This window comes from Maribacter sp. Asnod1-A12, from assembly GCF_045063735.1.
Classification (GTDB): Bacteria; Bacteroidota; Bacteroidia; order Flavobacteriales; family Flavobacteriaceae; genus Maribacter.
Window position 1 is genome coordinate 1,153,018 of the sequence record NZ_JBEFNZ010000006.1, and the last position, 24,063, is coordinate 1,177,080.

General features: G+C 32.8%; 23 protein-coding genes. 10 read left to right on the forward strand and 13 right to left on the reverse strand.

What is annotated here, in order from left to right; all coding sequences use genetic code 11:
• Window positions 1-53 precede the first annotated feature (53 nt).
• Window positions 54-977, forward strand: a complete 924-nt coding sequence (locus tag ACJJVP_RS04755) for a hydroxypyruvate isomerase family protein (RefSeq protein ID WP_405411223.1) — start codon at window positions 54-56, stop codon at window positions 975-977.
• 884 nt (window positions 978-1,861) lie between these two features.
• Here the strand turns inward: ACJJVP_RS04755 and ACJJVP_RS04760 are convergent.
• Entirely contained in the window at window positions 1,862-2,410 is a 549-nt protein-coding gene (locus ACJJVP_RS04760) for a hypothetical protein (RefSeq protein WP_405411226.1), read from the reverse strand.
• Window positions 2,411-2,435: 25 nt separating this feature from the next.
• Window positions 2,436-2,576, reverse strand: a complete 141-nt coding sequence (locus ACJJVP_RS04765) for a hypothetical protein (protein WP_405411228.1) — start codon at window positions 2,574-2,576, stop codon at window positions 2,436-2,438.
• 308 nt (window positions 2,577-2,884) lie between these two features.
• Here ACJJVP_RS04765 and ACJJVP_RS04770 point away from each other — a divergent pair, with 308 nt between their 5' ends.
• Together ACJJVP_RS04770 and ACJJVP_RS04775 are read left to right on the forward strand one after the other, a co-directional pair.
• Window positions 2,885-3,619: a LytR/AlgR family response regulator transcription factor gene (locus ACJJVP_RS04770; RefSeq protein ID WP_405411230.1), complete on the forward strand. Its 735-nt coding sequence runs from the start codon at window positions 2,885-2,887 to the stop codon at window positions 3,617-3,619.
• 100 nt (window positions 3,620-3,719) lie between these two features.
• Window positions 3,720-5,609 (forward strand): tetratricopeptide repeat protein, encoded by a 1,890-nt coding sequence (locus ACJJVP_RS04775; RefSeq protein WP_405411231.1) that lies wholly within the window; start codon window positions 3,720-3,722, stop codon window positions 5,607-5,609.
• On the opposite strand, the gene ACJJVP_RS04780 is transcribed toward ACJJVP_RS04775, so the two are convergent.
• The gene (locus ACJJVP_RS04780; protein ID WP_405411233.1) at window positions 5,602-6,171 is read right to left on the reverse strand and encodes a DUF3109 family protein; all 570 of its coding nucleotides are present in this window, start codon (window positions 6,169-6,171) and stop codon (window positions 5,602-5,604) included. The genes ACJJVP_RS04775 and ACJJVP_RS04780 overlap by 8 nt on opposite strands.
• Before the next feature lie 115 nt (window positions 6,172-6,286).
• Here ACJJVP_RS04780 and ACJJVP_RS04785 point away from each other — a divergent pair, with 115 nt between their 5' ends.
• Together ACJJVP_RS04785 and ACJJVP_RS04790 are read left to right on the forward strand one after the other, a co-directional pair.
• Window positions 6,287-6,865, forward strand: coding sequence for a MarC family protein (locus ACJJVP_RS04785; RefSeq protein ID WP_405411235.1), 579 nt, complete (start codon window positions 6,287-6,289; stop codon window positions 6,863-6,865).
• A gap of 36 nt (window positions 6,866-6,901) precedes the next feature.
• Window positions 6,902-7,105 (forward strand): hypothetical protein, encoded by a 204-nt coding sequence (locus ACJJVP_RS04790; RefSeq protein WP_405411237.1) that lies wholly within the window; start codon window positions 6,902-6,904, stop codon window positions 7,103-7,105.
• Here ACJJVP_RS04790 and ACJJVP_RS04795 read toward each other — a convergent pair.
• The 4 genes from ACJJVP_RS04795 to ACJJVP_RS04810 all read right to left on the reverse strand — a co-directional run bounded on the left by ACJJVP_RS04795 (window position 7,102) and on the right by ACJJVP_RS04810 (window position 10,616).
• Window positions 7,102-8,727 (reverse strand): S41 family peptidase, encoded by a 1,626-nt coding sequence (locus tag ACJJVP_RS04795; protein WP_405416134.1) that lies wholly within the window; start codon window positions 8,725-8,727, stop codon window positions 7,102-7,104. The two genes, ACJJVP_RS04790 and ACJJVP_RS04795, sit on opposite strands and share 4 nt — an antisense overlap.
• Window positions 8,728-8,741: 14 nt before the next feature.
• The gene (locus ACJJVP_RS04800) at window positions 8,742-9,179 is read right to left on the reverse strand and encodes a deoxycytidylate deaminase (RefSeq protein WP_405411240.1); all 438 of its coding nucleotides are present in this window, start codon (window positions 9,177-9,179) and stop codon (window positions 8,742-8,744) included.
• A gap of 84 nt (window positions 9,180-9,263) precedes the next feature.
• Window positions 9,264-9,848, reverse strand: coding sequence for a HupE/UreJ family protein (locus ACJJVP_RS04805; RefSeq protein ID WP_405411242.1), 585 nt, complete (start codon window positions 9,846-9,848; stop codon window positions 9,264-9,266).
• A 27-nt stretch (window positions 9,849-9,875) separates the two neighbouring features.
• Window positions 9,876-10,616: a TerB family tellurite resistance protein gene (locus ACJJVP_RS04810; protein WP_405411245.1), complete on the reverse strand. Its 741-nt coding sequence runs from the start codon at window positions 10,614-10,616 to the stop codon at window positions 9,876-9,878.
• A 129-nt stretch (window positions 10,617-10,745) separates the two neighbouring features.
• On the opposite strand from ACJJVP_RS04810, the gene ACJJVP_RS04815 reads away from it, so the two are divergent.
• From ACJJVP_RS04815 to ACJJVP_RS04825, 3 genes are all read left to right on the forward strand, one after another.
• Complete coding sequence (locus ACJJVP_RS04815) at window positions 10,746-11,156, forward strand: BrxA/BrxB family bacilliredoxin (protein ID WP_405411247.1); 411 nt, start codon at window positions 10,746-10,748, stop codon at window positions 11,154-11,156.
• A gap of 82 nt (window positions 11,157-11,238) precedes the next feature.
• The gene (locus ACJJVP_RS04820) at window positions 11,239-11,976 is read left to right on the forward strand and encodes a lysophospholipid acyltransferase family protein (RefSeq protein WP_405411249.1); all 738 of its coding nucleotides are present in this window, start codon (window positions 11,239-11,241) and stop codon (window positions 11,974-11,976) included.
• Complete coding sequence (locus ACJJVP_RS04825) at window positions 11,973-12,653, forward strand: HD domain-containing protein (RefSeq protein ID WP_405411252.1); 681 nt, start codon at window positions 11,973-11,975, stop codon at window positions 12,651-12,653. The genes ACJJVP_RS04820 and ACJJVP_RS04825 overlap by 4 nt, the downstream gene beginning before the upstream one ends.
• A gap of 90 nt (window positions 12,654-12,743) precedes the next feature.
• Here the strand turns inward: ACJJVP_RS04825 and ACJJVP_RS04830 are convergent, their stop codons facing one another.
• Window positions 12,744-14,177, reverse strand: a complete 1,434-nt coding sequence (locus tag ACJJVP_RS04830; RefSeq protein WP_405411254.1) for a glycosyltransferase — start codon at window positions 14,175-14,177, stop codon at window positions 12,744-12,746.
• A 247-nt stretch (window positions 14,178-14,424) separates the two neighbouring features.
• Between ACJJVP_RS04830 and ACJJVP_RS04835 the strand changes: the two genes are divergently transcribed.
• Window positions 14,425-14,859, forward strand: a complete 435-nt coding sequence (locus ACJJVP_RS04835; RefSeq protein WP_405411256.1) for an endo-arabinase — start codon at window positions 14,425-14,427, stop codon at window positions 14,857-14,859.
• A gap of 2 nt (window positions 14,860-14,861) precedes the next feature.
• Here ACJJVP_RS04835 and ACJJVP_RS04840 read toward each other — a convergent pair whose 3' ends face one another.
• From ACJJVP_RS04840 to ACJJVP_RS04855, 4 genes are read right to left on the reverse strand one after another with little or no spacing between them, the layout of a single operon-like run.
• The gene (locus ACJJVP_RS04840) at window positions 14,862-15,935 is read right to left on the reverse strand and encodes a PA0069 family radical SAM protein (protein WP_405411258.1); all 1,074 of its coding nucleotides are present in this window, start codon (window positions 15,933-15,935) and stop codon (window positions 14,862-14,864) included.
• 47 nt (window positions 15,936-15,982) lie between these two features.
• Entirely contained in the window at window positions 15,983-17,536 is a 1,554-nt protein-coding gene (locus tag ACJJVP_RS04845; RefSeq protein ID WP_405411260.1) for a hypothetical protein, read from the reverse strand.
• A gap of 17 nt (window positions 17,537-17,553) precedes the next feature.
• Window positions 17,554-18,336, reverse strand: coding sequence for an enoyl-CoA hydratase/isomerase family protein (locus ACJJVP_RS04850; protein WP_405411262.1), 783 nt, complete (start codon window positions 18,334-18,336; stop codon window positions 17,554-17,556).
• Window positions 18,337-18,354: 18 nt separating this feature from the next.
• Complete coding sequence (locus ACJJVP_RS04855) at window positions 18,355-19,767, reverse strand: sensor histidine kinase (RefSeq protein WP_405411263.1); 1,413 nt, start codon at window positions 19,765-19,767, stop codon at window positions 18,355-18,357.
• A gap of 398 nt (window positions 19,768-20,165) precedes the next feature.
• Here ACJJVP_RS04855 and ACJJVP_RS04860 point away from each other — a divergent pair, with 398 nt between their 5' ends.
• A complete protein-coding gene (locus ACJJVP_RS04860; protein ID WP_405411265.1) occupies window positions 20,166-23,417 on the forward strand; it encodes a two-component regulator propeller domain-containing protein in 3,252 nt (1,083 codons plus the stop codon).
• 45 nt (window positions 23,418-23,462) lie between these two features.
• On the opposite strand, the gene ACJJVP_RS04865 is transcribed toward ACJJVP_RS04860, so the two are convergent.
• Complete coding sequence (locus ACJJVP_RS04865) at window positions 23,463-24,014, reverse strand: CopD family protein (protein WP_405411266.1); 552 nt, start codon at window positions 24,012-24,014, stop codon at window positions 23,463-23,465.
• Window positions 24,015-24,063: the final 49 nt, after the last annotated feature.

Here is a 24,063-nt window from a genome sequence, read left to right on the forward strand (position 1 = left end):
CCAAGAGCATACTTTCCATTGCTCTTGGCTATTTTTATGTAATTATACTACTTATGAAAAGAAGAAGTTTTATCCAAAAATCTGCATTAACAACAGGCGCAATTTCAATTGGCAGTACATTAACTTATGCCAAAATACTTTCAAATAATAAGAATTCGCATACATACCATTTAAAATACGCACCTCATTTAGGTATGTTTAAACATCACGCCGGAGAAGATCCTATTGACCAATTGAATTTTATCGCTGATTTAGGATATATCGCCTTTGAAGATAATGAGATGCGTAAAAGACCTATTGAACAACAAGAAAAGATGGCAAAGACCATGAAAAAACGTGGTTTAGAGATGGGAGTATTCGTAGCACATGAAATACACTGGAAAACCCCTAATCTAGCATCGGGTGACCAAACCAAAAGAGATGAATTTTTAAATGATATAAAAAGCTCTATTGAAGTTGCCAAACGCGTAAATGCCAAATGGATGACAGTAGTGCCCGGTCATGTAGATCTTAAGCTAAGAATGGGCTACCAAACCGTAAATGTCGTGGAAAGCCTTAGACAAGCATCCGCATTATTAGAGCCTTATAATATAACCATGGTATTGGAACCATTGAATTTTAAAAATCACCCTGGCTTATTCTTAACCGATTCTCCACAAGCTTTTGAAATTTGCAAAGCAGTTAATTCCCCTTCATGCAAAATTTTATTTGATATCTACCATCAACAAATTCAAGAAGGTAATCTAATTAAGAATATGGAGGCATCATGGCCAGAGATAGCCTATATTCAGATAGGAGACAATCCTGGAAGAAATGAACCCACAACTGGTGAAATTAATTACAAGAATGTTTTTAAGTGGATTTATGAACAAGGTTTTACTGGTATTTTAGGTATGGAGCACGGAAATTCTAAAGATGGAAAAGAAGGCGAGCAAGCGGTTATAGAAGCCTACAAAAAAGTTGATGGTTTTTTATAATCTCTAATCATATGAACATCTAAGAGCAAAGCAAAAGTTACGTTTCATCGAAAAAAAAGTAACTATTCGATGAACTACAATATCGACATGTAAGAATTTACTTACTTATACGTTCTTTTGTATATGTCCCAATACCTACACACATTACTCGTCTATGCCGGTTTACTTTTGGCATCAAAATTATCTTTTTATATCTATAAAAAGATAAAGTCTAATTCGTTTGAATTAATTCAAATGAGGCTCAATTATAAATGGTTCAACATCAGAAGCGCTATAAGACTCACTTTTAACAGTCTTTTTAACGATACTATCAAGTTTCCGTAATCCAGATGAGGTTTTCGTCCGTACATAACCTATACTACCATACGTTAGTTATGGAAAATTATATTACAATATTGTTGATATATGCAGCGGCATTATTATTTACGTCGGTATTAAATCCATATATCAAAAACGACAAATAAGAACCCCCTTACTTAACCTCGGCTTAGCCGTCTATAAAAAAGACCCCATAATGCGGGGTCTTTTTTATTCTTTCATTTTTTTGCATGCAGCTCCATCCATTTTAAAAGCGTCATTTTTTGAATATTTTATATACCTGAACTTTTTCAATTAATTGAAAATTAAAGTACCTGTCAAAAAATCGAACTTATAAGTATACTGTTGAACTATAACTCGTAGATGATTTGATATTTAAAATAAAAAATGTACGGTCCCACTAATGCTTCTATTATGAAAAATGCCCACCAAGTCTAATAAAGGTAGTTCCCCCGAAACCTTTTCTTAGAACGTAATCTTACGACGAATCGTAGTTATACTATTTTGGCGCTCAAACATTAGATATAAGATAACATACACTATCTTATAAAGAACCGTACTAAATTTTAAACTTTTACTAAAGCATTAAAAAATCCTTTAACTTTTAAAGAATCTCCATTTGCATTTACTAATTGAACTTCTAACTTGCCATCGACATTATTAGAAAAACTTTCGGTGATTATAATATCACCCGATTTTATAAAAAAAGGTAGTTCACTCTCACCACCTAAATCTGCAAAGCCATAAACACCATTGAAACTATTAATCAACCTGTCTACATTTTTTATTTTATGAACTCCTATTAGCACATCATCACTTCCGTTACTTTCAGAGGCGATAATAAACTCAATAACTTGATGCTGCGTACCCTCTTGTGCAATAAAACTTAGCGAAAACGTTTCTATCGTATTTCCAAATTTATCTTTTTCAGTTTTACTTTGAAAAGTTGCGGCTCCGTCTATATGAAAATTAGATATCCCAACTATATTAAAACTACAAGTACCTTTTTCTAAATTTTGATTAATTAAATCACCTTTTGATCCGCTAGAAAGTAAAATAAATGGAACAATACCGAAGCACATAACTTTCAAAGACTTACCAATAAAACGTATCATCTTTAACATTACTTCTATTCTAAATTTATCGCCTAATTATTTTATGTTCTTGAACTTCTACAGCCACCGTTATACTTTCGTTTAAATTTTCTTCATCTTTCATAAAATGAGAAGCAGCTAAAACAACTACTATAAATAATACCAACATTAGGCTACATCTTCTCATTTCAACCTCATTTATAATATAACGAGCATATTAGCTAAAGATAATTTTAAGCTGAAAAATCAGTAGCCCATTTTGTATAACCTGTTCTTTTTTATGTGTAAACGGAAAACAGAATTTTAGAATTCATCATAATTAAATAATAATGTAGTATTTTTCTTTCTTTTCAAAATGTTTTTAGTAAGCCTTTACTTGTTTAACCTATAATATACCGATTATACTAAAATTATATCCATTGACACAAATTAACCCTTGAAAACAATAGAAGCGTATAATTTTTCATAACTTACTAACTTGATACCCGATCTTATATGATACAAGCTGTAATCGTTGATGATGAAATAAAAGCCCTTCAGAGCTTAACTTGGGAGCTTACTAATTTTAGTGATGAAATTAACGTTACTGCCTCGTTCACAAACCCAAATGAAGCATTAGCCTATTTAGAAAAAAACACTCCAGATTGCCTATTTTTAGATATTGAAATGCCTACTATGGATGGTTTTCAGTTCATCAGAAAATTAACTAATAAGAATTTCCCCGTAGTTATTACTACTGCATACAACCAATACGCATTGAAAGCCATAAAGAGCCAGGCTTTAGATTACCTACTAAAACCAATAGATACTGATGATCTTGAGGAAACTATAGTAAAGATCAAAAAATTTAATAGCAAAAATTTTTCAGTAGAAAAATTAGAAATGGCACTGTTAAATTATAACTCCAAATCTTTACATAAACGTATTACCTTAAATACAGATGGTAAATTGTTGTTTTTAGAAAGTGATGAAATATTATATGCCGAATCTGATGGCAATTATAGTACAATTTTCTTGACTGATGGTCAAAAGATAGTGCTAACGAAAAAACTAAAGGAAGTTAATGACCTTTTACCTTCAGATTCTTTTTTTAGAATACATAACTCTTACATCATCAATCTCAACAAAATAAAGGAATTCTTAAAAACTGATGGTTATGTTGTTTTAAAATCTAATCATAAAATACCTGTATCAAGGCAAAAAAAATCAGATTTTTTAGATTTACTATAGTCTAAAAAAATATTTTCGAATAAGAACTAAGCTTTATCTCCTAAAATAAATAGTGCATAAATCCAAGTATAATTTAATCTGTTTCATTCTATTTACTTTAGTGTTAACACACCTTGGTTACTCGCAAGCCATACCCTCTATACTTGATGATAAGGTAGATAGTTTGCAACTAGCATCTTCTAAAACATTTCAAGATATAGACAGCTCTTTAAAATACTTTAATAACGATAGTACCTTACTTCGTAATATCGAGAAAAGAGCATCATCTAAAAAATATATACTAGGGCAAGCTTACGCCTTAATTAAATTAGGTGACATCTATTATAATTCTTCATCGTTCTCAAAGTCCATATCACTTTATCAAGAGGCTCTAAGTCTAGCGACAGAAGTAAACAATATTGAATTTAGAGTATATAGTCTCAATATGATAAGCAAAGTTTACAGGCAAAATGAAGCTGTAAAGTCTGCCCTTGATTATAGCCAAGATGCGTTAGAACTGGCAGAAACTGTAAGTAAACCTAATAAGGGTTTAAAAAGAAATATTGCTATTGCTCTTAACAGCATTGGAGGCATTTATCAAATGCTAGAACAATACAATTTAGCTATTGAGAAATATGAAAGATCAATTGTATTTGAAAAAGAATTGGACAACAAACTTGGTTTAGCAAAAAATCATCAAAGTCAAGGAGAATGTTATGAGTCTCAAGGTAAGTTAGAATCTGCATTAAAAAATTTTAGGAAATCTTTGGTTTACTATGAAATTATAGATTCGAATAGAGGGAAAATAATTTGCAATTATAACATAGCCCATGTATACGTACACTTAGGCAAGATAAACCAGGCTATTACTATTTTGCAATCGAACTTACAAAAAGCGATATCACTTGGCGATCAAAAAATCATTACCACAATATATATTAATTTAGGATGGGCATTAATTAGATTTGGTGATTTTGATAATGCAGAAATTAATCTCGAATCTGGCTTAGCCTTAGCCAATAAGAATAGTCTCAACGCAGAAATAGCAGAAGCTAACAAGTTCTTATCTGAACTTTGGATTAAACGAGATGATTACGAAAAAGGCATGCGTTATTTTAAAGAATCTAGAAAATATGAAGAACGTATAACCAAATCATTGAATATACGATACGTAAATGATATGATTTTACGGTATGAATCTCAAATTAGAGCCAATCAATTAGAACGCTTGGCAGAAGAGAATGAAACTGTACGATTGAAATTAAAGAAAAATAGAACTATGCTGATCATCATAGGTATATTTTTAATATTACTTATCGGCATTTTATACATTCTGTACAGACAAAGCCAATTAAATGCTGATAAAAAATTATTGACATTAGAGCAAAGTATGCTACGTAGTCAAATGAACCCACATTTTTTATTCAATTCATTGAATTCGATAAAATTATACATCATTAATAATGAAAAAAAGAATGCAGTTCACTACCTAAATAAGTTCTCTAAATTGGTGCGAAAAATATTAGAAGCATCATCGCAACGAGAAATTTCTTTGGCCGAAGAATTAGAAACTGTAGAGCTTTATATGAATATTGAAAATATTAGATTTTCGAATGAAATCAATTTTACCGTTCATATAAAAGACAATATCGATACTCACCTAATTAAAATACCTTCACTTATACTACAGCCATTTTTAGAAAATGCTTTATGGCATGGACTTTCTTCAAAAGATGGTGCAAAAAATATAGATTTAGAAGTTAAAAAAGGTAAAAATGGATTTATAGAAATAATAATTACCGACAACGGTGTAGGTAGAGACGCAGCTCAGAAAATTAAGGACGGTAAGGTTCTAAAAAGAAAATCTGTTGGTATAGATATCACTAAAGAACGACTAGCCAATTTTTCTCGTGATTATGAAAACTTTTTTCATGTAGACATCATCGATAAATTTGATGATAATACAACCCCAATTGGCACCCAAATAGTAATTTATATACCCACTATTTAAGGTGATCTTTGGCAACCTCTTCCAACTCATTGTACCAAGCTTCACCAAACTTTCTAATTAGTGCTTCTTTTACAAATTTATAAATAGGCACTTTTAATTCATCCCCTAAAGCACAAGCAGGATCACAAATATGCCATTTATGGTAATTTACAGCAGTTAGCTCAGTATATTCACGAACACGTATGGGATATAAATGACAAGACACTGGTTTTTTCCAGTTGATTTCCCCTTGGTTATACGCTTCTTCTATACCACATTTGGCAATTTTCTTTTCATCGAAAATAACATAGGCACATTCACTTCCATTTACCAATGGAGTTTCCCACTCACCATCTTCACCTTTAACGAAAGCACCTTGATCCTCGATTACGGCAATACCTTCAGGTCGTAAAAATGGTTTCACCTTTGCGTAGATGTCTACCATAATTTCAGTTTCCGCATCTTCTACCGGTGCACCCGCTTCCCCATCAACACAACAACCACCTTTACATGCGCTAAGGTTACAAACAAAATCGTTTTCTATAATCTCTTCAGATACTATGGTTTTCCCTAATTGAAACATGACCTAATTTAAAGGGCGCAAGATACATTTTTTAAAAGGTATTGGTCTTAGAAAATTTTAAGAATAAATATCTAAGTGGATATTTATAAACGTAAATTTGCAAAAAATTTGAACCATGGAATTTCATTTTGATTTAAGAGAGATTGCAACCGCTAGTATGGTATTATTTGCTGTAATTGATATTCTCGGCAGTATTCCCATTATAATCGGCTTAAGAAAAAAGGTAGGGCACATTCAGTCAGAAAAAGCATCTGTTGTTGCAGCTGTTATTATGGTTGCATTTTTATTTCTTGGTGAAGAAATCTTAAATCTTATTGGTATTGACGTAAATTCATTTGCCGTAGCCGGTGCTTTCATTATATTCTTCTTGGCCATTGAAATGATTTTAGGTATAACTTTATACAAAGATGATGAACCAGAAAGTGCTTCTATAGTACCAATAGCATTCCCATTAATAGCCGGTGCAGGTACACTTACCTCTTTACTTTCGTTAAGAGCAGAATACTTTGTAGAAAATATTATAGTAGCCATTGTCGTAAATATTATCTTCGTTTTTATTGTGCTTAAATCTTCTGTCAAAATCGAAAAGATGTTAGGTAAAAACGGAGTTAACGTTATACGTAAAGTCTTTGGGGTAATTTTAATGGCAATTGCTGTTAAATTATTTGCAGCAAATATTAATGAACTTTTTTAGAACATAAGAAGATCGTATTTTTATAAAAAATAGTTTATGAGCAAGACGTTATCCATAATATTCATAGTAATTGCTATAGGACTTATAGCCTATAATGTAACTCTAGTGAATTTTACCGACCCTTTCGAGAAAAATAGTACAATAGCATTAATCGGAATTATGGCTTCGTTATGCGCCATTGTACTTCTTTTGGTATTTGTTACCAGTAGAAAGATTCAAGATAAAGTAAATGAAGATTAATTATTGGTCTTGATTTCACCAGATTCACGTTGCTGAATTCCTGCATCATCTAATTCTAACACTTTTTTCAGCATAAGATCTTCATCTGCTTTTATTTTAGCATGAATGTTAGTATTAAATAGTTGTTCTGCAATATTCGCTTTAAGAAATTGTTTAATGCTTTTCTCATAGTCATAGAAATTCATTCTAAGGTTTCTATCTACCGAATACGATACAAACTTTTCAAAAAGAATATCATCTACTTTAAAATCTTTGACAAAGTCCTCTTGTGTATAATCGGCATACCTTTCGCGATCTTCATCTAAGTGTTCAAAAACAAAAAAGGATAAAAACCCTAGATCATCCATACTATCAACAGCTTCTTCTTCATTGCTGCCTATAGGTACAAAAACATCTGGTATAATACCACCACCACCATAAACTATCTTACCCTTTGGTGTAATAAATTTTAAAGAATCGGCCACTTTTATACTATCTACAGAAATCATCTCTCCACTGTGAAATCTGTCTGTAAAACGTTGATAATAATCTTTAGTACCGTTAGCATAGGTCTTTTGAATACTTCTACCTGTGGGGGTGTAATATCTAGAAACAGTTAATCTCACTGCAGAACCATCGCCCAAAGCCATTTCTCTTTGCACTAAACCTTTACCAAATGAACGACGACCAACGATTGTACCTATGTCATTATCTTGCAGAGCTCCTGCTACAATTTCACTCGCCGAAGCCGACCTTTCATTAATCAATACATAAATGGGTTTATCTTCAAAATCGCCCTTATCTGTAGCAAAACTCTTGTTTATTTTGCCTTTTTTGTTTTTAGTAAATAAAATAAGCTTACCATCTACTAAAAACTCATCTGCCATTTCTTCAGCCATACCTAAATAACCACCTGGGTTATCTCTTAAATCCAAAACTAGTTTTTTAGCACCAAGCTTTTGTAACCTATTTAAAGCATCTTTAAATTCTTTATAAGTTGATTCTGCAAAGCGATTTACTTTAATGTACCCAATATCATTGGTGAGCATATAAAAGGCATCTACACTTTTTAACGGAACGATCCCACGTTTTACCTTTACATTAAAGGTTCTATTCTCTGACTTTCTATATATAGTAAGATCAACAGATGTACCTTCTTTACCTTTTAGTTTATCAACTATAATTTCGCTAGGAAAATCTTTACCATATAAAGTATCCATATCTGCCATAAGAATTCGATCACCTGGCAATATTCCTTTTACAAAACTAGGACCATCTTTTACTGTTTTTATAACCGCAATAGTGTCATTATACGCATAAAAGTTAATTCCAATACCCACAAAGTCACCTTTCATATTATCGGTAACTCCCGACATTTCTTTTTCTGAGATATAAACTGAATGGGGATCAAGCTTTTCTAAAATACTATTTACCGTTACATCGACGATGCTATCTGTATTAACATCATCAACATATTCATAGTCAATGTAATCTATAAGTCTATTGAGCTTATCTTTCTTCGAATTAGTTGAAAAAAGACGTTCTGGAGAGTCATTAAAATTCAGTTTTCCACCTAAAAAAAAACCCAATGCAAGTGCAAAAGCGATAATTAAAGGTAAAAGAGCACTGTATTTTTTATTCATCATTAGTGTTAACGTTAGATAGTAACATTTATTTCTGGCATATGTTCTATTTCGACTCCGGCTTTCTCTAAAAATTGTAATCCAGAGTCGTCTTTGTATCCAAGTTGATAGACTACACGTTTAATGCCAGATTGATGTATAAGCTTACTGCATTCTCTGCATGGTGATAAAGTAATGTACAAAGTGGCACCTTGACAAGATTGCGTAGAAGCCGCTACTTTTAGTATGGCATTAGCCTCAGCGTGTAAAACATACCATTTGGTATACCCATCTTCATCCTCGCAATAATTCTCGAATCCGGTTGGAGTACCATTATATCCATCAGAAATAATCATTCTATCTTTAACAATTATAGCCCCTACTTGCTTTCGTTTACATGAAGAAAGCTTACCCCATTCTTTGGCCATTCTCAAATAGGCCCTATCATATTTTAATTGTTTTTCTTTCTTCATTAGTGTCGGCTTTATTAAAGCACACTACCCTAAAGTAGTTGCTTTGTATGGCAAGGCCAATATCTTAGGCTTAATTTTAACAATCTAAAAGGGAAATGTTTCATATAACAGTGGCAAGGTAATCAGTATTATAAGTATACTGCCTACTAAAATAAATAAGCTTTGCTTTACCTTTAAAAGTGTTTGTACTACATAAGCTAAAATCAACACCAGTAAAACAATTACAACTTGAGATAATTCGATACCACCTGCAAACCCAAGTAATGGCGCCAACTTGTCTTCTTCTCCCATTAGCATCATTTTAAAATAATTTGAGAATCCAAAGCCATGTACGAGTCCGAAAATACCCGTTACCATTACATGAAACCATATAGTTCTATTTTCTTTTTGTGCATTACTATCTATCAAATTAAATAACGCGGTACTTACAATTGTAACAGGAATCAAAAACTCGATCCAACTTGCTTCTATAACTACAATTTCATAAACAGAGAATACAAGTGCTAGGCAATGGGTAAAAGTAAAAACGGTAGCTAAAAGCAATACGTTTTTCCAACTTTTAAAGGTAAAAGGTAATGCCAAAGCCGCTAAAAATAATATATGGTCGTAGGCATTAATATCTAAAACATGCTGTAAACCTAATTCTATATAAAACCAAAATTCTTGCATTTAACAATCTGTTTAATGTTACTATTTTTAATTTAGACCACGTTCTTTCTGTATGGTCTCATAAGCTGCTTGCACTTGTTTAAATTTCTCTTCAGCACCTTTTTTTATTGCCTCATCTTGAGTATTGACCCTATCTGGATGATATTTTTTAGCCATTTCCCTATATGCTTTTTTCACTTCGGCATCTGTTGCAGATTTTTGAATGTCCAATATTTTATAAGAGTTGTTCGCAGATTTTACGAACATAGCTTTAATACTATCAAATTCATTAAGTGAAACCCTTAAGTAGCCGGCTATTTCGCGAATTTTTTGAATCTCGGGGTTACTAATATTTCCGTCTGCCTGGGCTATCCCGAACAGAAAATGAAGTAATTGTAATCGAACCTCATATCTAGTACGTTGTGCCAAAAAAGTACACACACTTTGAGCAGAAATCTGCCCCTTTTTATTGATTTCATTAAAACTTCTAAAAATGGCATTTGCTTTGTCTTTGCCATAAGTACTGACAAAATATTGACGAACATAATCCATTTCTGATTGACTTACTTGTCCGTCTGCCTTTATTACTATAGAGCATAACGATAACAGATTCAGTTCAAAATCTGCAGCGGTAACATTAGGTCTCGTATAATCTTCAAACACACTACGCGCACTACTTTTACTTGAACCGAAAAAACTATCTACAATACTACCTGCAAAAAAGCCCAAAACCGCACCAGATAATCCTCTTAAAAAAAAGCCTACTACGGCTCCCAACCATTTAATCATTTCGTAATCTCAATTTTGCCAAAGATAAAATATTACCAATAGAAAGTTAGGCCAATGAAAAGTTAAGGTGTGAAGCACTGCTGCGACTAATTGATTATCTTTGTAATAGATTAATTAAAAATTAAAAATATGTACCCTGCAGAATTAGTAAAACCAATGAGAGATGATCTGGCTTCTGCCGGATTTGAAGAATTATATACAGCAGATGCGGTAGCAAATGCAATCAATAAAGAAGGAACAACTTTAGTAGTTGTAAACTCTGTTTGCGGTTGTGCAGCTGCCAATGCAAGACCTGCTGCTAAAATGAGCTTGCAAAATGCTAAAAAACCAGATTTTGCAGTCACTGTATTTGCTGGTGTAGATAAAGAAGCTGTTGATGCGGCAAGAAACCTAATGGTTCCTTTTCCTCCTTCTTCCCCATCTATGGCTTTATTTAAAGATGGTGAGTTGGTTCATATGATCGAGCGTCACCATATTGAAGGAAGACCAGCAGAAATGATCGCTCAGAATTTAGCACAGGCTTATGACGAGTTTTGCTAAATTAAAAAGCTTAAATCTATTTTCTTACAAAATAATAGGATTAAAAAACCGCTCTATTTGAGCGGTTTTTTATTTTTGTAAGATGCAGAAATTGCTTTCTTATATAATAACTCCTTTTTTTTTCATGGCATTTGGGCTATGCCTACTTATTTTTCATCCTATTCAATGGATCGGTTTTAAAATATTTGGATACAGCGGACTAAAACCCTCAGTCAGTAAATTAAACTTCTTTCTAATGCGTAGTACCAATATTTTAGGTACTACCTACCGATTTACCAACAAATTCGATTTACCAACAAATAGACCACTGATTATTGTCACCAACCACCAAAGCATGTACGACATACCTCCTCTTATTTGGTATATGCGAAATTACCACCCTAAGTTTGTAAGTAAAAAAGAATTAGGAAAAGGCATACCAAGTGTATCTTTTAACCTAGTACATGGTGGTTCTGTTTTAATTGATAGAAACGACGGTAAATCGGCGATTAAAGAAATAGGTAAACTAGGCTCTTATATAGAAGAACATAATAGAAGTGCCGTAATATTTCCTGAAGGTACCAGAAGTAGAGATGGACATCCAAAACCCTTTAAACCAATGGGTCTTAAAATGCTTCTTAAAAAAGCTCCTTCTGCATTGATTGTGCCTATTAGCATCAATAATTCATGGAAACTTGTTCGATTTGGACAATTTCCAATGGGGTTGGGAGCTAAAGTTCAACTAGATGTACAACAACCTATTGAAAATAATGGCAATTTAGATGATATTATAACAAAAATTGAAGCCTCCGTAGTTAGCGGAATAAACTCCTTTAAATGACCAATTCAGAAATTGTAGAAGAAACAATCACCTTTGTCAAAGAAACATTGATAAATGCAGAAGGAGGACATGATTGGTTTCATATACAGAGAGTATTTAATAACAGCATGTTAATAGCCAAAGAGGAAGAAAATATCAATCTTTTGGTAGTGAGCCTTGGCGCGCTTCTTCATGATATTGCCGACGCTAAATTTAATGATGGCGATGAGTCAGTAGGACCGAAAATGGCGGAAGATTTCTTACTAGGTTTAGGTGTACCAAAACGAACTATCAATCATGTAACCAACATTATCAAGTACAGCTCTTTTAAAGCTGGTTTAAACGATGGTAAAATGAAAAAAAAGCTATTTACATCTAATGAGCTAAAAGTAGTTCAAGACGCTGATCGATTAGATGCTATAGGTGCTATTGGTATTGCCCGTGCATTTAATTATGGCGGATTTAAAAATCGTGTACTCTACGACCCTAATATTTCACCTAATCTTAATATGAGTAAAGAAGAGTATAAAAAATCTAAAGCACCGACAATAAATCACTTTTACGAAAAACTTTTACTGCTTAAAGACAAAATGAATACGAATACCGGAAAACGTTTAGCAGATGAAAGACATCAATATATGATCGATTTTTTAGAGCAATTTTATCAAGAATGGAATCCTTTAAAAAATTTAAGCTAAACTTATAGATATAAATTTCACTAATTATAACCACTAAAAAAGGGACTCAATATAAATTGAGTCCCTTTTTTAATTTTATGAAATATACTTTTATTTCTGTGGTAACTCTCTAGTCAACCAACCACTTCTACTTGCAGTTGCAATAGCATAAGGGGTAATCCAGAATAAACCGAACGTGAATAATACACTGTACGAATACGCCCAAATAGACTCAGAAAACGAGTATCTTTTTGCATAGAACAAAACTGGAAAAGTTGATAGAACCAATATACTTACAAAAGTAGAACTTAAGAATAATAATGGATGCGTAAATACGAAGACTAGCATAAACAATACGAACGGATAACATAGAACAATTCTTGAGAATTGGCTAAAGAACAATAATCTAGTTCCCGTTTTTGGTCCTTTTCTAAAATTAGTAAATACATATTTAGACATTTGTATGTTCTCACGTACATTACTTCTGCCCCATCTAATAAACATTTTATAAAGTCCTTTATACTTTTCAGGAACATTAGTATACGCAAATGAATTTCTTTGGAACAATACATGAAAACCTTGCTTTAAAATCATGTTCGTCATTGCTCTATCTTCACCAATATCTGAAGCTTGCCCCATAAAAGTTTGATTGATCCACGAATCTAAACAAGCAAAAACTGCAGTCGCTCTATAAGCGGCTAAAGCACCTGGTGTACATAATACTGAATTCAATGTACTTTCTGATGAACGTACAAATTCAAAACTAAGAGCAAAACTTACGTCTAGCATTTTAGGCAAAATCTCTTTCTTGTTATTTAAAACACGAATATTACCTGCAACTGCACCACAGTTTTCATCAACTATGAACGGACTTACTAAATTTCTTAAAGTATCTTTATCTACTATTGAGTCACTATCAACGGTTACAAATATCTCACCTGTACCTTCATTAAAACCTCTGTACAATGCGTGACGTTTACCCATATTCTTTGGTTGCTGGCATATAGATACTCTATCTCCCAACTCTTTCTTAGCTTCCTGCATCCAGTTCCAAGTATCATCTTTACTACCGTCGTCGATAGCTAATAATTGAATTTTATCTTCTGGATAATCGCTTTCAGCCAAACTCTTTAAAGTTGCCCAAACCTGTTTACCTTCATTGTAAGCTGGTACAATTACTGTTACTGTCGGTAATTCTTCATCTGACACAGATGGTATTGCCTTATATTTTAAAAATCTAACTAGCGTATAAATAAAGAAACTCAATTTAAACACGAAAAATACAGCTGCTACAATCATGAAAACGAACCCAATCATTGTGCTCCTTCTCTCTAAGTGTAATTGAGTAAAATCGTTTTGTAATATGTATGCTAGATAAGCTGAACCAAACATTAGCACAAATGTGCTACCCAATACAAATACACCCCACGCATTTGCATTTTCTATTAGGTGTTTCATTTTTGAAAAGAGGCTTTTCTTCTCGGTTTTTTCGGTATTATTTTTTAAAGTCTTCATATCTTTTTTGGTAGTGTTCTTGGTTTTCATAAATAGTTCTATTATTTATTTCTTTCCCCCTATCTACGCTAAGAAATGTCTTTTGGATTTTATTTTAACAAAACTTTTCAAACTATTTTCTTACTATTAACTAATGCAAGCTATTTAATTTCAATAAACGAATCTAAAAGAGTAAATTTTTAACTTATTTACAATAATTATCTCGTTTTCATACTTTTAACTTTTTAAAAACCATAGAATCCATTTAAAAAATCTGAAGAACACAAATTTTTTATCCATGAAGAAAATACTTTTATTAATTTTTCTTACTTATTCATTCGGCTACGCACAATCTGACAACGAAGCTATTATCTCACTTTTAGAGAAAGAATCATTTACCTGGCGTTCGGGTGATATAAAAGCACATGCTTCTTGCTGGAAGATTCAGTCCTATAGTAGGATATTTATTTCTACTCCTGATGGAAATAGTATTGATGTACCACCAATGATGATGATCAATCCTCCAAAAAACATGGTAGGTAAAGGCGGCACATCTAAAAATTCTAATTATAAAATGAATGTAAACGGTAATCATGCTTGGGTAAGTCATGACGAAGAATCTACCACTGCTGAAGGTATTACCAGTTACACCTATGAAATACGTATTCTAGAAAAAATAGATGGCGATTGGAAATTAGTTGGGCAATCTATACACCAACGTAAAACAGATTAACCTTAGAATAATTTTAGCTGTCCGTCTTTATAAGATTCGTGTAGACTGGTAATTAATTTAGGAAAAGATTTATCTTTAAAATAGGTTCGCTTTGCCAAACGAACCATATCATGGATTTGAGTAGCAATTTTACCATCTCCCCTGCTTCTTACACCAAATCTACTGTCGTTTAAATTACTACCATGGCAATTTTTAATTTGGTTCAGAACTTTTTCTGCCTTGTCGGGTAATGTCTTACGAATCCAATCAGTAAAAATCTCACCAATTGCTCCGTTTAGTCTAACTACGGTGAATGCCATTGACAAGGCACCATTTTCTGAAACCGCCTTAGCCAAATTCAGAATTTCATGACTATTTATACCAGGAATAATTGGTGCTAACATTGCATTTACCGGTATACCATTTTCAGATAACACACGAATAGCTTCCAGCCGTTTTTTAATAGTAGTAGTTCTTGGTTCCAATATTCTTCTCGTTTCTTCAGATAAGGAAGTAACCGAAATATTGATGCCTATTAATCCGTATTCATTGAGTTCCTTCAAAATATCCAAATCACGCAAAATCAACGCGTTTTTAGTTATAATACCTACCGGATGTCTATATTTTAAGAATAACTCTAAACATCTTCTAGTTAGTTCGAACTGCTTTTCTGCAGGTTGATAACAATCTGTATTACCCGACATGACTATGGTACAAGCTTTCCAGCTTTTACTCTTTAATTTAGATTCTAACAGCTTAGGCGCATCATGCTTTACCAGAATTTTTCGTTCAAAATCTAATCCTGCACTATAGCCCCAAAATTCATGTGCATTTCTAGCATAGCAGTAAATACAACCATGCTCACAACCTTGATACATGTTCATGGAATAACTCATACCAACGTCTGGACTAGTTACTTTATTTACTATCGTTTTTGGAAATATAGGTAGGTATTGGGTTTTATTCTTATCCGCGACTTCCCCTTCTAACCGGCAAAACTCAAGAAAATCGTCTCGCGTTTCGTAGCTATAGGCAGAAAATTTATTACTGGTGTTTTTTTGAGCACCTCTACCTTTTACAGAAGAGTCTGATTTCATTATTAGGATTTATTCCAAAATTATGGAATATATCCTATATATGTTATTTATTTAACACCCACTTGAACCAATTGTTTTTTAGTGCCTCTTTTAGCGTAGAACATTAATTGATCGTTCTGTCTATCAATATAAGGTACAGACACCATCAAAGGCAAACGAGCTTCTGTATCGTCAATAACCTTGTTGTATTTCATATGTCCGTTTTCATCCAAACGAATTAAAAAGACATTTCTATTTCTACTTAATCCTTGCTTGAACATAATACGATCTTCGCTCAATTGTTGTGGATTCTCTGAAGACGTACTAATAAAAAAGTACGTAGTATTATTCTTGGTGTAGGCACTATAGGATGCATAAGCACCGTCACCCTGTGTTACCTCGGTCTTGTTGATATTTCTTGCCCAAACTAAATCTCCGGTTGCGCTCAATTTTGCACTGATAATATCATTATGGTGATATCTAGTTACCGCAACGCGCCCACCACTAGAGTTAGATTGTACACTTTTACTTGTAAAGTACTCTTCAGCATTAAATAGAATATTCCCTTCATTGGTAATATCCATTCCTTTGAACACTAAATCCTTTATAGCCTTGTCATCTTCACGTCCAAACTTATCCATCATAAACTGTTCAGAAAACTGGTTAAATTTTTCAGTCTTCATTTCTAGGGTTTTTGGGTCTAAGTTGAAATAGGATATTCCATTATAACGATTATCTTTTCTATCCGCATAAAAACCGATACAAAGCAATTCATCACCTCTTAAAATGGGTTTTAAAGACTCAGGAAATTTACCCGGAGTATAAAATGACTGAGTGCTTCTACCCCTGTTCGAAATTCGAATCATTTCGTACTGAAACTTACGCTCCGTAGCATTAAAACGTTTCTTTTTAAAATATGCCTTACCTACCAAATACACATTCTGCAAATCTTTTGAAAAGGCTATATTTTCAAATGCATAATTCTTTTCGGCTACCTCATCAGTAAAATCATGCTCCATTAACTTGTTTAAGTTGGCATTGAATACATGAATTGTGTGTTGATCGATCTTTCTTTTCTTATAATGTGTAGTTATGGCAAATGCCGATTTATCATCATTGAATAAAATAGAAGTGGTAAAGCCAGATGAGAAGTTTCTATTATAGAAATTTCTATCTAAAGGCTGTTCTACTGGCTCAGATGCTATAGATAGTAGAGTTTCTTTTGTAAACTGAAATTGAGAGAACGGGCTTCTATGCACTTCATATTGATAACTTCTAGTATTATAATTGTACTCTAAAAACAACAAATAAACCTGCCCGTTACGAACATAGGCATCTATAAAATTGGCATTTTTAAGTTTATAATTATATTCAGAAACTAGCTCTAATTCTTTATTATAATGTTCAATAAAATACCCTTTTGGCCTTAATACGATACCTGTATAATATGCACGGACCACAACAGTGCCTTCGCTACCATCATCTGCGATAGCAAGCATGTTAGAGTATCTATATTTATCATGAAATTTTTCACCAATAGTATAGGATACAAGTTCTTCTTGAGCAAAGGAGCTTATAACATTAATAAGAAATAAAAATAAAAAAGCGCTACGTTTTAACATAACCAGTTTGGTTTATGTCATGAACCTGGAAACTCTGCTTTTCTTTTCTCTAAAAACGCAGTAGTACCTTCGGTAAAATCATCTGTTCCAAAACAGGCACCAAAAGCTTCAATTTCCTGCTCATAACCATTTACAGTATTCTTAAAACCAGCATTTACTGCTTTTATTGCATGTGAAATGGCTACAGATGAGTTATTGGTTATTCTAGAGATAATTTTATGGCACAATGGCAATAATTCTTCTTGCGTAGTAACATGGTTTACCAAGCCATAAGCGTTTGCTTGTTCTGCAGAAATCATACCTGCGGTCATGATCATTTCCATAGCTCTTCCCTTACCCACTAATTGCGGTAAACGTTGTGTACCACCGTAACCAGGTATAACACCTAAAGACACCTCTGGAAGTCCCATCTTAGCATTATCACTTGCCACTCTAAAATGACAGGCCATTGCTAGTTCTAATCCGCCACCTAAGGCAAAACCGTTAACTGCTGCAATTACAGGTTTAGATAAATCTTCTACAAAATCGAACAATTGTTTCTGACCTTTAGCCGCTAATTTTTTTCCTTCTTTTTCACTGAAATCAGAAAATTCTGAAATATCGGCACCAGCAACAAATGCCTTTTCACCACTACCGGTTAAGATAATAGCCTTTACGGTCTCATCTTTTTTCAAATCTTTAAAAACTTCATGTAGTTCGCCTATGGTTTGCTTATTTAAAGCATTTAATTTAGTAGGACGATTGATAGTTACAATTGCAGTCGTATCCTCTTTTTTAATTAATAACGTTTCGTATGACATTGTTGTTGATTTGTTGAATTATACATTTTCCTTGGGAAACTTTACACAGAAGACCGTACCCTTGCCTAAATGAGACGTAAAATTGATAGATCCCTTATAAGTTTCTACAATATTCTTTACCATTCCTAGACCTAATCCCATTCCACTAGTCTTGGTAGTAAATTTAGGTTCGAATATTTTTTCTTCGTAATCCTTTTCAATACCATGACCATTGTCTGCTACCGATATTTTAACCATATCACCTTCAGAAGCAACACTGACCAAAACCCTTGGCGTTTCAACATCTGGCACGGCCTGTATGGCATTTTTGACCAAATTAGTTACTACTCGTATTAACTGTGTACGGTCTAATTTCGCAATAATTTCCTCTTCCTCGGTTATAAAATGAATATAATCTTCATTGAAAATATCTAAGGCTAATTTTACGATTTTAACTACATTCAAAGTCTCGTTTTGCTGGGCTGGCATTTCTGCAAAATTCGAAAACGCAGAAGCTATACTGCTCATAGTGTCTATTTGCTGAATTAAGGTATTCGAGTATTCTTTTAGCTTTTCATGGATCAGTGGGTCTTTTGGGTCAAACTTTCGTTCAAAACTCTGAACGGTTAAACGCATTGGTGTTAGCGGATTCTTGATCTCATGTGCCACTTGCTTTGCCATTTCCCGCCAAGCCTGCTCGCGCTCACTACGCGCCAATTTTACGGCACTTTGCCCCAATTCATCTATCATACCGTTATAAGCGGCAATCAACTTCTCTATCTCCTCACCAGGGTTATCAATGTAAATCTTTTTATTTTGCTTGCTTAAGTTCGTTCTACCCATCATAGTAGATATGGTCTCTAAAGAACGGGTAATGTATTTAGATATGAAAAATGCGAATGATATCGCCATAAGTAACATCAACAAGTATACACCTAGTAATCGCCATAAAAATTCTTTTAATTCATGGTCGTTGAATGAATTATCTTCAAAATAAGGTAGGTTTAATATACCTATTGGTTTAAACTTTTGATCAGCGATATATGTGAAAGATGCTTGATATTTATCGCCCGCCAAAGCATTCTCCCGCACATAGCGTTTAATAGGACTCACCTCTAATTTATTCAGCACCTCAGCATCTAAACACATGGAAATAGAGTCGTTAGCAAATTTTGGACGAGAACTCTTTATTAATTCACCTTCTAAGCTATAAATATTAAAATTCATGTTTTGCACTACGGCAATCTCATAAATCTCATTTTTGAATATTAAATCAAGGTTCTCTGTAGTAACAGGGTAAGTTGTTTTTTGAATGGCAAGATCAATACTTTGACGTATCTGCTCCTCTTTACGCTCCATTCTATTTTCATGGTAATCTATATTTATTTCTCTAAACTGATAAACAGTTATTCCAAATATTAAAACAGATGCAATTAAGACCAATAAAATCATTGATACAAATATGCGTGTCCTAAGAGAAAACCTTGTTAACAAAAGTTATGCGTTTCTTCAAAGTTAGCAAATATCGCACCAAAATAAATCAAATATGAAATATCTGTTATTATACTAACTTTATAATTTCAGACAAAAAGCTCCTTTGTTTTATATAAACTACTTTATACTAAAATCGATAAAATTTAATCCTACAGTAAACCAAGTTAATTTTTCATATTTATCCTTTATATTTAAGCTAGGTTCTTAACATCTATTTTGTTCTATACTATACTTAAGGTTGTCGTATTATGTATGAATTAACTATTGAATTAATTAGTTAATATCTTAAATACAATATTGAAAGTAATTTCTTACATTTATTTTCGTTATTAATATGTCATAATCAAAATTTATGCATGTTTTTTAAAAAATATTTTAATTTAATTTTTTTCTTAATCTCGGTTAGCATTCCGATTTTAATACATTCTCAATATGCAGAAAATATTACTTTTCAGCATATTCAAGAAGGTATGTCTCAAAGTACTGCCACCGAACTTTTAGAAGATAAATTTGGTTTTATTTGGATAGGAACAAGAAATGGGCTTAATCGTTACGACGGCAAAGATTTTGAAATATATAGCAAATCATTAGATGGTAAAACGGGTCTAAATCATGAATACATTGTATCGTTATATGAAGATGATCAAAATATAATCATAGGCACTAACGAAGGACTAAGTCTTTATAATCGAAACCTAAACATTATAACTCCTTATCCTTTCGAAAATGAAGGTAAAACGATAACCCACATCGCTTTTGAAACTATAGTTAAAAAAGATGGTATACTTTGGTTGGGTGCAGAGTCAATGGGTTTATACAAATACGAATTAGCGACCGGTAAACTAAAACATTTTCCACCTCCAAACGAACATGTAAAACTTGACAACCCTAGATTAAACAAAGTTGTAAGAATAGAAATATTAGATACCGATAGAATACTAGTAGTTTTCACCTATAATACATTGCTAATCGATTCTGAATTGAGAATTATTAGCGAAATTCAAGAGACAGAAGAAATAATTACCGGTATAGCATCAACAAAAAATACTTTCTTGCTTGGTTCTGGTCAAGGTTCTTTATTTAGATTAAGAGTTAATGGTACTTCAGTATATATAAATAATGAAAAAGAAATTAGCCCCGGTTTTGGTATACGCTCATTAGAAAAAAATTTAGATGATGAACTATGGATCGGCACCGAAAATAACGGTTTACATATTTATGATGAAAATTTAGAATTCATAAAACATATTCAATACAGTGTTACTAAACCAAATTCACTTTCGGGCGACTCTATTTGGTCATTATTATGTACAAGAAGCGGTACCATGTGGGTAGCTCCTTACAAAAGTGGACTTAACTTCTATGATAAAGATTTTTTTAAATTCAAACATATAAATTCAGACCCATTCGATCCTAAATCTTTAAGTAATAAATTGGTTAATTGTTTTTCTGAAGATCAAAAAGGTAATATATGGATCGGAACAGATGGTGGTGGTATTGATTATTGGAATCGAACTTTAGATACTTTTGACCACTATGCATTAAAAAATAATACATTTAACAGTAATGTGGTACTTTCCATTGTACAAACTAAAGAGCACGAAATTTGGGCAGGAACATGGACTCATGGTATTGCCGTACTTAACACCAACAATAAAAAATTCGAAGTATTAACTACCGAAAACTCATTTTTAAAATCAAATATAATAATCGACCTTTTAAAGGATAAAAAAGGAAGAATTTGGATTATAAACTACTTCGCAGGAGTTCAAATGTATGATCCTAAAACCGATACACACGAAAACATACCGCTAAAATCAGATTTAGATGGTAGCATCATTAACTCTCTATATCAGGTATTTGAAGATAACCAAGGTAATATATGGGTCGGAACATTAAACTCAGGTTTGTTTAAATTAACACAAACCAATGGTATTTGGGCTAGTGTACATTATCATACTAAAAACACCTTAAGCAATAGATTCGTTAATTGCATTATTCAGGATAGTGAAAATACTATTTGGGTAGGCACCCAAAGCGGACTTCACAAATATCTACCTAAAACCGATTCTTTTTTAGCGATTACCAAAACGGATGGTCTTAAAAACGATGCAATTAAAGGTATCATAGATGATAAGAACAAACATTTATGGCTAAGCACAGAAAATGGCATTATTAGATATGATACCGAAACCGGAAATACTATTGATTATGATGTAGGCGACGGTCTACAGTCTAAAGAATTTATAGCAAGTTCATCGCTTACCACCAGTAAAGGGGAGTATATATTTGGTGGTATAAATGGTTTTAACATATTTACCTCTCGCGAAGTTGAAAAACAAAAAGATAAACTAACGCTGTTTATTTCAGATTTAAAGATTTTCAACCAACCAGTATTACCTAACGATGCTTTTGGTGTATTAAAAAAAGACATAAGTCAAGTGGATTCTCTAACATTTGACCATAATCAGTCTGTAATTAATATTGACTTTAAAGCCCTCACATTTCGACATCCAGAAAGTGTAAACTATGCATTTTACCTTGAAGGTTTTGAAAAGGATTGGAACTATGTAGGCAACAATCCAAGTGCAACATATACCAACCTGAACCCAGGGGAGTATACTTTAAAGATGAAATCTACTAATTCCGACGGTGTTTGGATTGATAATGAAATAGACCTTCATATAACCATAACGCCTCCATACTGGCAGACCTGGTGGTTTAAGACGTTAATTATCGCTCTTATTTTACTTCTGTTCTATATTGCCCATCATATTAAATTGAGAACAATTAAAAAAAATCAGCGTAGCTTAGAGCGAAATGTTGTCGAACGAACTAAGGAGCTACAATTACAAAAAAACAAACTTATTGAAGCGGCAAATGATTTAGAATCAAAAAATGAGGAAATTCAGCGATTTACCTATGCAGTTTCGCATGATCTAAAAAGTCCGTTAAACAATATAAAAGGTCTAGCTAGTCTAATACCACTAGAAATGCCGATTGAAGATTATCCAGATATAAAAGACTATTTAGGATTAATAGATCTTTCATGCAATAGCATGAATGAATTGATATATGATATTACCGAAATAGCAAGACTGGGTAAAATTGAAAATAGAAATGAATTGTTGAATACCAATGAGATATTAAGCCTTTCAAGAAATCTTATCAAGGGTAAAATTGAAAAGGAAAATATTAAGCTTATTATATCTGAAAATTTACCCGATATTTTTGGCGATCGCAATAGAATTATCCAAGTGTTTGGAAATTTCTTAGATAATGCGATTAAGTATATGGGAGACCAATCAAAACCAAAAATTACCGTTGATTTTGAAGATAATGGTGACACTAACAGCTTTTTAGTTTGTGATAATGGTTTGGGTATGGATAAACAATCTTTAAAAAAGTTATTTACACCTTTTGAGCGTTTTCATAAAAATGTAAAAGGTACCGGACTAGGGCTCTATATGGTAAAACAAATAGCAGCTTCTCATGGCGGCACAATAACCGCTGAATCAGAAGGTCTAGGGAAAGGAACAACATTTAAGCTAATTCTACCTAAAGCTAAAATAGCGGCAAAGAAAGCTCAAAAGTCCTTAACTCCTTAAGGTTTAAAAATGTAGCCTAAGCAAACTTAAAAAGTTTAATCACTTTTATGCCTCGGGGTTCTTATTTCTAATCCTTTTGTATAGTCTTATTCCCAACATTAAAAGTATTCCTAAAACTATAATACCCACTACTCCAAAAATCCAATTAAAAGAACTTTTTAAGATTACCAAAAAGACAACTGCGAATAAAATTAACGTGGCACCTTCATTCCATATACGCATGAATTTAGAAGTATACTGAATATCATCACGTTGAAATTTCTTAAAAATTTGATGATTTTTTAGGTGATATATAATCAGTAACAATACAAAACCAAGTTTTATGTGCATCCAAGGTTGCGACAACCAACCTGGGTAAATAATCAGTAACCAAATTGCAAAAAATATTGCCAATATTGATGAAGGCCAGGTTATGATATACCACAACCTTTTGGTCATCAACTTCAATTGTTTAGAAAGAATTTCTTTTTCAGGTGATGACTTTTGGTTGGCTTCTATATGATAAATGAACAACCTTGGAATATAAAAAAGCCCTGCAAACCACGTTATTACGAAAATGAGATGCAGGGATTTTATATAGTTGTAATATTCTGTCATAAGGCTTATAAAAACAAGTTCAAAGTTAGTAAAAGCGAATAGAACTTAT

Coding starts and splice junctions, on each gene's coding strand:
- ACJJVP_RS04755 (WP_405411223.1), top strand. CDS start 54: ATGAAAAGAAGAAGTTTTATCCAAAAATCTGCATTAACAACAGGCGCA.
- ACJJVP_RS04760 (WP_405411226.1), bottom strand. CDS start 2,410: ATGATACGTTTTATTGGTAAGTCTTTGAAAGTTATGTGCTTCGGTATT.
- ACJJVP_RS04765 (WP_405411228.1), bottom strand. CDS start 2,576: ATGAGAAGATGTAGCCTAATGTTGGTATTATTTATAGTAGTTGTTTTA.
- ACJJVP_RS04770 (WP_405411230.1), top strand. CDS start 2,885: ATGATACAAGCTGTAATCGTTGATGATGAAATAAAAGCCCTTCAGAGC.
- ACJJVP_RS04780 (WP_405411233.1), bottom strand. CDS start 6,171: ATGTTTCAATTAGGGAAAACCATAGTATCTGAAGAGATTATAGAAAAC.
- ACJJVP_RS04785 (WP_405411235.1), top strand. CDS start 6,287: ATGGAATTTCATTTTGATTTAAGAGAGATTGCAACCGCTAGTATGGTA.
- ACJJVP_RS04790 (WP_405411237.1), top strand. CDS start 6,902: ATGAGCAAGACGTTATCCATAATATTCATAGTAATTGCTATAGGACTT.
- ACJJVP_RS04795 (WP_405416134.1), bottom strand. CDS start 8,727: ATGAATAAAAAATACAGTGCTCTTTTACCTTTAATTATCGCTTTTGCA.
- ACJJVP_RS04800 (WP_405411240.1), bottom strand. CDS start 9,179: ATGAAGAAAGAAAAACAATTAAAATATGATAGGGCCTATTTGAGAATG.
- ACJJVP_RS04805 (WP_405411242.1), bottom strand. CDS start 9,848: ATGCAAGAATTTTGGTTTTATATAGAATTAGGTTTACAGCATGTTTTA.
- ACJJVP_RS04810 (WP_405411245.1), bottom strand. CDS start 10,616: ATGATTAAATGGTTGGGAGCCGTAGTAGGCTTTTTTTTAAGAGGATTA.
- ACJJVP_RS04815 (WP_405411247.1), top strand. CDS start 10,746: ATGTACCCTGCAGAATTAGTAAAACCAATGAGAGATGATCTGGCTTCT.
- ACJJVP_RS04820 (WP_405411249.1), top strand. CDS start 11,239: ATGCAGAAATTGCTTTCTTATATAATAACTCCTTTTTTTTTCATGGCA.
- ACJJVP_RS04825 (WP_405411252.1), top strand. CDS start 11,973: ATGACCAATTCAGAAATTGTAGAAGAAACAATCACCTTTGTCAAAGAA.
- ACJJVP_RS04830 (WP_405411254.1), bottom strand. CDS start 14,177: ATGAAAACCAAGAACACTACCAAAAAAGATATGAAGACTTTAAAAAAT.
- ACJJVP_RS04835 (WP_405411256.1), top strand. CDS start 14,425: ATGAAGAAAATACTTTTATTAATTTTTCTTACTTATTCATTCGGCTAC.
- ACJJVP_RS04840 (WP_405411258.1), bottom strand. CDS start 15,935: ATGAAATCAGACTCTTCTGTAAAAGGTAGAGGTGCTCAAAAAAACACC.
- ACJJVP_RS04845 (WP_405411260.1), bottom strand. CDS start 17,536: ATGTTAAAACGTAGCGCTTTTTTATTTTTATTTCTTATTAATGTTATA.
- ACJJVP_RS04850 (WP_405411262.1), bottom strand. CDS start 18,336: ATGTCATACGAAACGTTATTAATTAAAAAAGAGGATACGACTGCAATT.
- ACJJVP_RS04855 (WP_405411263.1), bottom strand. CDS start 19,767: ATGATTTTATTGGTCTTAATTGCATCTGTTTTAATATTTGGAATAACT.
- ACJJVP_RS04860 (WP_405411265.1), top strand. CDS start 20,166: ATGTTTTTTAAAAAATATTTTAATTTAATTTTTTTCTTAATCTCGGTT.
- ACJJVP_RS04865 (WP_405411266.1), bottom strand. CDS start 24,014: ATGACAGAATATTACAACTATATAAAATCCCTGCATCTCATTTTCGTA.